Genomic DNA, 9,821 nt, shown 5'->3' on the forward strand with positions numbered 1-9,821 from the left:
CTGAGCAAGTTGCAGGAGCTGTACGGCGCCGACCGCGTGGTCGACCAGATCTCGGTGGGTTCGGTGGTGGCGCCTGCCAATTGGAACGGCTACGTGCAGAAACTGCTCAACCCAAGCCTGAAGCAGGTCAGCCGCGGCCAGCTGAAAATCGACGGCAACACGGTCAGCATCAACGGCGAAGTCAGCAACGAAGCGCAACGCCAGCAGATCGCCAGTGAGATCGCCGGCAACCTGAACCCGACCTACACGGTCAAGAACGGTTTGCGGGTTTCGGCTTCAGAGCAGGGCTTGCTGGACCAGACGCTGGCCAACCGCACCATCGAATTTGACAGCGGACAAACCACGCTGACGCCGTCCGGCATGCGCATCCTCGACGAAATGTCGGCGGCGCTGTCGAAGCTGAGGGATAAGAAGGTGGAAGTCATCGGCCATACCGACAACCAGGGTCTGCGCGCGCGCAATATATCGCTGAGCAAGGCGCGTGCCGACGCCGTTAAGGACTATCTGACGCAGAAGGGCATCAATGGCGATCTGATCGTCACTTCGGGGCAGGGGCCGGACCGGCCGATCATGACCAACGATACCGCCGATGGCCGCTCGCGCAACCGCCGGATCGAGTTCCGGGTCTCCCAGTAAACAAAGCAACCGGGGCGCTGCGCCCAGCGCCTCAGTTCTGGTCGTGCTGCTGGTTGTCTCCGTGCAGGCCCAGCAGTTCTTCGACATGCGCCAGCGATCCCGGATCCTTGATGACCGTGCGCAGCCAGTGATGCAGCGGCAGCTCGCCCCAGTGGGCGGCTTTTTCCGCGAGATAGGCGACCGGGCTGTGCGGCTCGGTGCGGCGGAAGAAATCTGCCACGTGGCGTAGTTGCATCAGGGCCTGGGTGCGATTCTGAATCGGGCCGTTGAGAGTTGTCTGCGGTTCCTGCTGCTCCACCTTGTTCACCTCCTGTTGCACCTTGGGTGCGCTCTGTTCATTGCTTGTGTTGGTATCGGCACCATTGGCCGGCGACGCAGGGCGGGTATTGATCCCGGCTTCCTGGGCGAAACGGGTGATGGTGCCAATCACGCTCTCCAGCGCTTCCTTGACCGCGGAAAAAGCCGGGCCGTCCTGGCCGACCCGGAAATCGATCGACTTTTCCAGCTGCAGCAACGCCTGCTGGCAATAGCCGGCATCGGCCAGCAGTTTTTCGTAATAGGCGGGAGAAGATTTGCGCCGCGCCGATTCAACGTCCGCCAGCTTGACGCCATCGCCGCCATCGCTGTTGCCGCGTTCTTCATTGGCGGCGCGGATGCGGGCTGATTCAAAATCGATGCTGGAAAATGCTGTGCCGCGGCCTTCCGTGATCGGGATTTCGCGCACCAGTTGCACCGAGCGCGACAGCAGCCAGCCGACATTGCCGATGCGCAGTTCCTGGTCGTCGTCTTCCGGGATCGGATACAGCATGTCCCAGAAACGGTCGCTCAGGCCGGCCAGCAGCAGATAGCCATCTCCGAGCCCGCGGAAATGGCGCACCTTGGCGTTGGCTTCGCTCAGCCAGACCGCCAGGCGCAAATCCTTGCTCTGGGTTTCGATCAGGCGCGCGCAGTTGTCGACGACAAAGCCCCAGTCGGCTTCTTTCAGTTCGGTGATCCACTCGCCCTGGTCCAGCGACGGGTCGTCGAAGCGGCGCGCGTGAGCGATGGCGTCGAGGTCGCTGGAAAAGGACAGGTCGGCGCCGCAAGGTGCGGACTCAGCAATTGGATTAAGTAATTGTTCGACAGAAAACATGAAGGCAAACCCACAAAAAGAATTCAGGCTAAGAAAGGCCGCAGTCGCGGGATCCTTGGAAACTCCGCTACGCCCCAGACCAGGAATATATTGCAACAACAAATGAAATCTTGCCAATACATTACATGAAACATCGGACAAATGCTGAAATTTCCTTGGTGCAATCATACTCCAGTGCCGGCGCCGGCTTTACGAATGATAGGTAAATTGCCTATGCCGGCAGCTGTGGTTTTTCGGTAGCTTGTCTTCGATGCAGCTGTCAAAAAGGAAAAGGATATGTTTCCGTAGTAACATGTGTCCTCAGTGCATGTATCGATAAAGCGCTGTCACCTGTCATGCGATGCCGGCGCCCCGACTGTTATCGACAGGTGAAAACGATGCCGCATGCTGAGAAAGCAGCTGCTTCCGACCGCTGTGCGCGTGTGAATTGTCATTATTTGTTAATTGGGTAGCAATAATCGCAGCGATAGTTGATAGCCGATTATGATGCTTCTATTTGAACGGCTGTGTGCTGCTGCCCCGGTTTTAATATTTTTAAGAAAGCGAGCAGGAATGATGAATCAATGGAAAAACAAACTGATCTGCAGCGTCGCCATGAGCTGCCTGATGCTGCCGCTTGCGGCCTCGGCCGCGCCGGCGGCTGCCGCGGCCCCGGTTGCGGCAGATGCGGCGCAGAAGAACAGCGCTGCCGACCAGGAAATCAAAGTGCTCAAGGACGTGGCGCAGGCGCGTCCGACGGAAAAAACGCCCTGGGTGCGCATGACCCAGATCAAATACGATGCCGGCAGCTATGGCGACGCGGTTGCTTACGCACTGGAAGTGCTGCAGCGCGACCCGGCCGATAAATATGCGCGTGGCGTGGTCGCCCTAGGCAGCCTGAAGCTGTCGATCAAGGCTTTGAACGACCTGAGCGCGCAGAGCGATCTGAACGGGACTGTGCTGACCGATGCGCAAAGCCAGACAAAACTGCTGCGTGAAAGCCTGGGCGAAACCGTGGTCGACCCGGCTGCGGTTGCTGAAGCCAAGCCTAAGGTCAGCCGGCCGTTGAGGAAGAAAGCCGTACGTGCCGCCAAAGCCGCTGCGCCGGCGGATGCCGGCGGCGATGCCAAGCCGTTTGGCGCGCTGCAATAAGGTAATCCGGCGATGCCGGCCATCGCCATCCCTATCCCCATCCTTGCCGCCTCCTTGCGAGGCTTGTGCGCAACCAGCCGCCGGCCGGTTGCGCATCTCCCTATCGCCACCTGTCATTCCATCAATGTAAATTATTGTTGCTGAATGTCGCATTTCTCTCAAATGTCGATATAATTGCAATTCGGCAATAATGTTGCCGCTCAGCAGTTCAATGAAGCATCCAGCGCATGGAAGTCCGCGCCACACTCATTCAGGATCGTGGCTTGCACAGCTATCCTCGGCAGAGCCAGTCCTTTTGCGAAATGGAGAATCTCAATGTATCCAAACGCCTCTGCGATGCTGGCCCGCGTCGGCCGCTTCAACCAGGACCGGCGCCTGGTCCGGATCAAGACGCCGCTGGACGCCGACCTGCTGTTGGTGCACCGCCTGCACGGCAAGGAAGCGCTATCCAAGCCCTTCGACCTGACGCTGGAATTATTGTCGCCCTACGACCAGCTTGAGCTTAAGCAGCTGGTCGGCCAGCCGCTGCTGCTGACCATGCAGACCAAGTCCGGCGAGCGGCATTTCCATGGCTTTGTGCGCGAGTTTGCACGCACCGGCAGCGACGGCGGCATGGCTACCTACCAGGCCCAGCTGGCGCCCTGGTTCTCCTTCCTCGATTACGCCAGCAACTGCCGCGTGTTCCAGGATCTGTCGGTGCTCGACATTGCCCAGGAAGTGTTCCACAAGTACGGCCAGCTGGCCGACTACCGCTTCGACCTGATCGCCAGCCGCTATCCCAAACTGTCTTACTGCGTGCAATACAACGAATCCGATTTCAGCTTCGTCTCGCGGCTGCTGGAGGATGCCGGCATCTACTATAGTTTCGAGCACAGCGAGAGCGGCCATAAACTGGTGCTGGCCGACGATTCCACCCAGTCCCTGCCGCTGGAAGGAAATGCGACGGTGCGTTTCCAGCCGAACCAGGAACTGCAGGCCAGCGACGTGCTGGACGACTGGCGGCCGCGGCGCAAGGTCGGCGCCACGGTGCACAGCATCAAGAGCTTCGATTTCAAGCAGCCGCGCAACCCGCTGGCGGTGGAGCAGAAAACCGAGGTCCCGCGCGGCAACCTGCCGCAGTTTGAACGCTATGCCTACGACGGTTCCGCCAGCTACGGCAGCAGCGCGGTCGGCGAGCAGCTGAGCGCAGTGCGCGCCGAGGAAGCGGGCTGGCAGACCAAGCTGTTCGAAGGCTCAGGCACTTACCGTGAGCTGGTCGTCGGCCGTTATTTCGACCTGCAAGGCCATTTCGAGCATGAGAGCGACGACGCCACCGAGCACCGTTTCATCGCCTTGCAGATCACGCATGACGCCCGCAATAATTTCGCCAGCGATTTCAGTACGGCCCAGGATTGCATCTACCGTGTCGAAGTCACGGCATTGCGCCGCAAGATTCCTTTCCGCCCTTCGCGCGACACTATGCGGCCACGGATGCCGGGACCGCAGACAGCGACCGTGGTAGGGCCGAAAGGGGAGGAGATCTGGCACGACAAATATGGCCGCGTCAAATTGCAGTTCCACTGGGACCGGCTGGGCCAGTTCAATGACCAGAGCTCTTGCTGGGTGCGGGTAGCCAGCCCTTGGGCCGGGGCTGGCATGGGCGGGGTATCGGCGCCGCGCATTGGCCAGGAAGTGGTGGTCGATTTCCTTGATGGCAATCCTGACCGGCCCATTATTACCGGACGGGTCTACAACGCCGACAACATGCCGCCGTTCGGCCAGGAAGTCAGCGGCATGCGCTCCAAGACCGTGCGCGGCGGCGGCTTTAACGAAGTCACCATGCACGACACCGGCGGCAGCGAACTGCTCAACATGCATGCCCAGAAGGACATGGCGGTGACGGTGTTGAACGACCACAACAGCACGGTCAAGAACAACAAGGCGACCACGGTCGCGGTCAACCACAGCCTGAATGTCGGCGCCAACCAGGATATCTCGGTAGGCGGCAACCGCGGTGCAACGGTGACCGGGACCGATACCCGCACCGTCACCGGTACCGATACCGCAACGGTGACAGGCGCCGTGACGCAGACCTACCACGCCGGCCAGAAGCGGACGATTACCGCGGCGGGCTATAACGAAAACATCACCGGCGATTACGGTAGTACGCTGATCGGCAACTATAGCGGCAATACCAATGGCAACTGGAAACGCGATATCAGCGGCACGCTGACACACACCGTCACCGGCGCCGTCAGCGACACCATGCACGCCGGCCGCGACGTCACGGTGACCGGCCTCGACCAGCGTACCGTCACCGGCGAAGTCAAGGATAGCAATACCGGCCATCGCTTGTTGTCGGTGACCGGCGACATGAATCACGAGGTGTCCGGCACCCACACACAGTATTCGGGTTCCGACCAGACCATTGTTTCCGGCAGCAAGGTTGACCTGATCGTCGGCGGCGCCGGCATCAGTATCGATGGCGGCGAAATCACGATTACCGCAGGCGGCTCGATCATCAAGGTTAACGGCAGCGGCGTGTCGATCAACGGCAGCAAGATCAACCTGAACAGTTAAGCGGAGAGGGCGCCAGCATGGCCAAGAATCCTGTCGAAAAACGAGTCGCGACCCTGCGCGATCTGTGGCTGGAACATACCGAGGACCCGCGCATGAGAGTCCTGGTATGGCGCATCCCCGCCAATGCCGATCGCATGCTGCAGGCATTCTTCGAAATCCAGCAGCATCCGGGCGACTGGACCACGCCAGACCTGTTCCTGCGTTTTAACGCTGCTTTCGATACCGGCTTCGGCTACAGCCGCGCGCTGCGCCAGGCGCTGGCGGAAAGCTATATCGACAGCAAGGACAGCCTGCGCGAACAGGGTGTGCGCACAGACTGGTCGCTTGCGCAGGTGCCGCAACACGATTCGGCCGCCGGCGTGATGGCGACGCTGGCGTCGTTCGCCCGTTACCACCAGGCTCAGCTGGAACACATGCGCTACGTGGCGGCAGTGCTGGCGCCGCATCCGGTCACCAGCCAGGAAGCCTGGGAAGCGTGGCTGGATGCCGCGCTGCGCAGTTCCGCATTGACGGCGGATGGTGCAGGTGTGCGTCTGGTGCTGGTGGATACCTCTACCAATCTGCGCTGGCAAACGCTGGCTCAGCGCCATGGCGACCGCGTACGGGTGGTCGAAGCGCCGATCGACATGTTCGACATCGCCCGCGAAACAGTGGCCCAGGCCGGCGGCGCCGGCCCCACCGTGGCTTACCGGCAGCTGCTGACCGATGTCATCACGCTGGTAGAGAAGGGCAGCGCTGCGCAAACCGCGGCACGCGCCGAAAAAGCCATGCAGATCGCCCAGCGCGAACAATGGCCGGACCAGCAGGTGGTGCTGCAGATGGCGGTCGCCGGCGCCTACCTCAAGGAAAAGAACCATGCCGACGCCATCAAGCGCTATCGCGATGCGCGTGAATGCGCGACCCAGGCCGAGCAACGCAAGCACCCGATGGGCGCCGACCTGATCATGCAAACCTGGTTCGGCGAAGCCGGCGTGTGGCTGGTGGCGAAGGAGCCTGAGCGTGCCGCGCAAGCCTATCGCAGCGCGGCGGAGCAGGCGCAGCGCGTGCCGAACCCCATGTTTGAAATCGAAGGCTTCCGCATGGCCGCCTATTGCTATGCGCAGAACGGCCAGCTGCAGCCGGCGCGCGATCACGGTGCGCTGGCCTTGCGTGCAGCCAAGGCGGTGAGCCCGGCTGAACGCCCGCTGACTACCATGCCGCTGGCCCTGCACGATTTGCTGCGGGTGCAGGACCCGGCGCGCACCGCAAAACTGGAACGCTGCGCGACCGACTATCAGGCAGCGATCGCGGCTGCCCATCTGCAAGCGGAACAGCAAGCAAGCAAGCTGGGCGAGCGGCCACAGTCCAGCGACTTGGAAAAAATCGAAAACGCCATGCATGCGCGTTTCGAAAGCAGTTTCCAGCGCCAGCGTCAGGAGCGAGAGCACCTGATCGCCGGCGGCGACGAATATTTTCGCAAGGTGGTGGCATTGGCGCGCGAGCTGCTCAACCCGCTCTGGAACGGACTGCCAGAGGTCAAGCATCCGCTCGATAAAGACGTCCCGCAATGGAGCGAGCCGCCGCAATTCACCAAGCTGCCTGATTCCTCAGGCGTGATCGACGGCCCGCTTGCCGCCGATCCAAACGCGCCTGCAGCGGAGCCGCTGGGCGCCGCCACAACAGCCTGACAGGGAAGCGTCTATGACCAACGCAGCCAAACATTTCGATCCGCAGATCGGCATCGATATCCACATGTACGAATTGCCGCCGGGGCCGCTGCCGACGGCGCATATTTCGATTGTGCTGGATCCGTTCGACTATCTGCCGTTCATCGGCGCCACGGTGCAGGTGGCTGGCGTCAAGCGCGCCATAGCCGGGACCGGAGGGCTCTCGGTCCACATCCCCTTGGGAATGTGGATGCCGCCCATGCGCGCACCCGAAGGACCGCAATTCGACGATGAAATCTTCATGGGCAGCAAGACCGTGCTGGCCGATGATTCGCCGTTCTCGCGCCTCGGTATGCCAGTACTCGACTGCAGCGTGGTCGGCATGGTGCCCCCTTTTCGCCTGAAGAAACCGGAAAAGCCGCATATGTCGATGAGCATGCCGACGGCGGTCAATCTGGCGATACCGGACACTGTTTTCATTGGCGGGCCGCCGACGATCTCCATGATGGCGATTGCTACCAAGTTGGGCTTGGCCGCATTGGGCAAAGGACTCAAAGCCCTGCGCCGAACCAAAGGTTACCTGCGCGCGGCAGAAGCGTTCAAGAAAGCAAGGCAAAAACTATTCAAGAACATGGGGCCGGGTTTCTTGAAGTGCAAGGTATTGCGCGCCGAGCCAGTCGATATCCGAGATGGCAGCGTGACAGTATCGCACGAAGATTTTGTGGTGCCGGGACGCTTGCCGTTGACATGGAGCCGCGACTATTCTTCGAACAATGGCCATGCAGGCATGTGCGGATATGGCTGGCAGACACCTGTGGATTTTCGGCTGGAAATCGAAGCGGACGGCATGGTGCTGTTTTTCGAGGCAAATGGCGCCGCAGTGTTTCCACATTTACCTGAAGCGGTAGGCGCCGATCATGCAGTCACAGAGTTTGTCGACGGTGCGCGTCTGAGCTGGGAACTCAACGACGGGGCAGATGAGCTGCATGTGCTGACGAAAGAAGATTTGCGTTATGTCTTTCGCAAGCCTGGGATGAATCTCGCATTGCTGCATCAGGCTTTGCATCTGCGGATTGAAAAAATCGAGGATCTGTGCGGCAATCACTGGCGTTTCGAACGAGTTGACGGCCATCTGACGCGGATCATAGAGAGCGGTATCGATGAATTGCCAGGGCGTTTTATCGAGGTACATGAATCCGCGGGGAAAATTCATCAGCTAAGCTTGCATGATCCAGCCACCGGCCTCAACCATTCTCTGGTTACATACAAGTACCAGAATCAGGACCTGGTTGCTGCTCTCGATGCGCTCGACGCCGCCCGTACCTTCGATTACGATCAGCATCGCATGGTGCGCCACGGTGATCGCCTGGGGCTGTCTTTTTACTATGCTTATGACAGCGAATGGCGCGTAGTGCATACCTGGGGCGACCACGGATTACATGACTACCGATTCGCCTACAATGCCGCGTTGCGCGAAACGGAAATCACCGACTCCTTAGGCAATACTTCCCTGATCAAGTTCGACGAGGACAATTTGCCTTTATGTGAAATCGATCCTTTGGGTGGCGTTACCGTATTTGAATATGATGAGGTGGGCCGCACCACAGCAGTAATTGACCCTGTCGGGCGGCGTTGCGAATTTGAGCATGACGAACGCGGCAATTTGTTGAAGCTACTGCTCACCGATGGCAATGTGACGGTCATGACCTATGACAATGCCAACCGTATGACAGAGATGGTCGATCCGCGTGGCCAGTGCTGGCGGCAGAGCTGGGATGAACGGGGCCTGTTGCAGGAACAGAGCAGTCCTATGGGCGCCCGTTCGCGCTTTACCTATGACGCCCACGGCCAACTGCTAACCCATATCAATCCACGCAATGCTGTCACAGCGTTGGTTTTCGACCGTTATGGCAATGTGTCGCAGCTCGCGGATGCTCTGGGATACCGCACCTGTTTCGAATATGATGCGCTCGGTTGCCTGAAGCGTCGCACCGATGCCATGGGGAATGCTAGCGAATATAGCTATGACGCCAAGGGCCGCTTGTTGCAGGTCCGCCAGGCCGCCGGCGCCGGTATTCTATGCGGCTACGACGCGGAGGACCAACTGATCAGCCATACCAGCCAGGATGGAGCCCGGACCCAGCTGGAATATATCGGCACCGGTCAGCTCTCCAGGCGTATACAGGCCGACGGCCACGTCATGCAGTACCTCTATGACACGGAGGAACAATTGATTGGGTTGGTCAATCAGCGCAAGGAAAATTACCAGCTTAAGCGCGACGCGTTGGGTCGCATCATTGAAGAAATTGATTATTGGGAACAGACGTATCGATACCGCTATGATGCCGGCAGCAACTTGCTGAGCACCGCCGATCCGCTGGGGCGTACGATCACCTATGCCACCGACAGGCTGGGTCGCATTGTCAGGAAGACGTTGCCCGATACTGACCATTCGGCACAGTACATCGATGAAATCTTTAGCTACGATCAGAACGGCGCTATAGTGGAGATGCGCAATCCGCATCGGCACATACAACGCAAGTTCGATAGCGATGGCCGGCTCAGCGAAGAAATCCAGGACGGTTTCCAGATTGAATATCGCTATGACGAAGCGGGCAACCGGTTGCTGCGGAAGACCAGCGCCGGCAACCAGATAGTCGCTACCTTCGATCTGTGCGATCAGGTGGCAACTATCGCCATCAATGACGAATCGCCGA

At 59.7% G+C, this 9,821-nt stretch carries 6 protein-coding genes; 5 read left to right on the plus strand and 1 reads right to left on the minus strand.

The window, feature by feature from the left end:
- Positions 1-636: OmpA family protein (locus tag VNZ65_RS17480; RefSeq protein ID WP_325671238.1), on the plus strand; the 636-nt coding region annotated here is incomplete at its 5' end.
- Between the two features lie 31 nt (positions 637-667).
- Here the strand turns inward: VNZ65_RS17480 and tssA are convergent.
- Complete coding sequence (tssA, locus tag VNZ65_RS17485; protein WP_325671240.1) at positions 668-1,768, minus strand: type VI secretion system protein TssA; 1,101 nt, start codon at positions 1,766-1,768, stop codon at positions 668-670.
- Positions 1,769-2,320: 552 nt separating this feature from the next.
- Here tssA and VNZ65_RS17490 point away from each other — a divergent pair.
- From VNZ65_RS17490 to VNZ65_RS17505, 4 genes are all read left to right on the plus strand, one after another.
- Positions 2,321-2,899 (plus strand): hypothetical protein, encoded by a 579-nt coding sequence (locus tag VNZ65_RS17490; protein WP_325671242.1) that lies wholly within the window; start codon positions 2,321-2,323, stop codon positions 2,897-2,899.
- A 315-nt stretch (positions 2,900-3,214) separates the two neighbouring features.
- Positions 3,215-5,458: a type VI secretion system Vgr family protein gene (locus VNZ65_RS17495; RefSeq protein ID WP_325671244.1), complete on the plus strand. Its 2,244-nt coding sequence runs from the start codon at positions 3,215-3,217 to the stop codon at positions 5,456-5,458.
- Positions 5,459-5,475: 17 nt separating this feature from the next.
- Positions 5,476-7,125, plus strand: a complete 1,650-nt coding sequence (locus VNZ65_RS17500; RefSeq protein ID WP_325671246.1) for a hypothetical protein — start codon at positions 5,476-5,478, stop codon at positions 7,123-7,125.
- Between the two features lie 13 nt (positions 7,126-7,138).
- A partial coding sequence (locus VNZ65_RS17505; RefSeq protein ID WP_325671248.1) for a DUF6531 domain-containing protein occupies positions 7,139-9,821 on the plus strand: 2,683 nt, incomplete at its 3' end.

Origin of the sequence: Collimonas sp. (assembly GCF_035566555.1) — a bacterium.
Taxonomy (GTDB): Bacteria; Pseudomonadota; Gammaproteobacteria; order Burkholderiales; family Burkholderiaceae_D; genus Collimonas.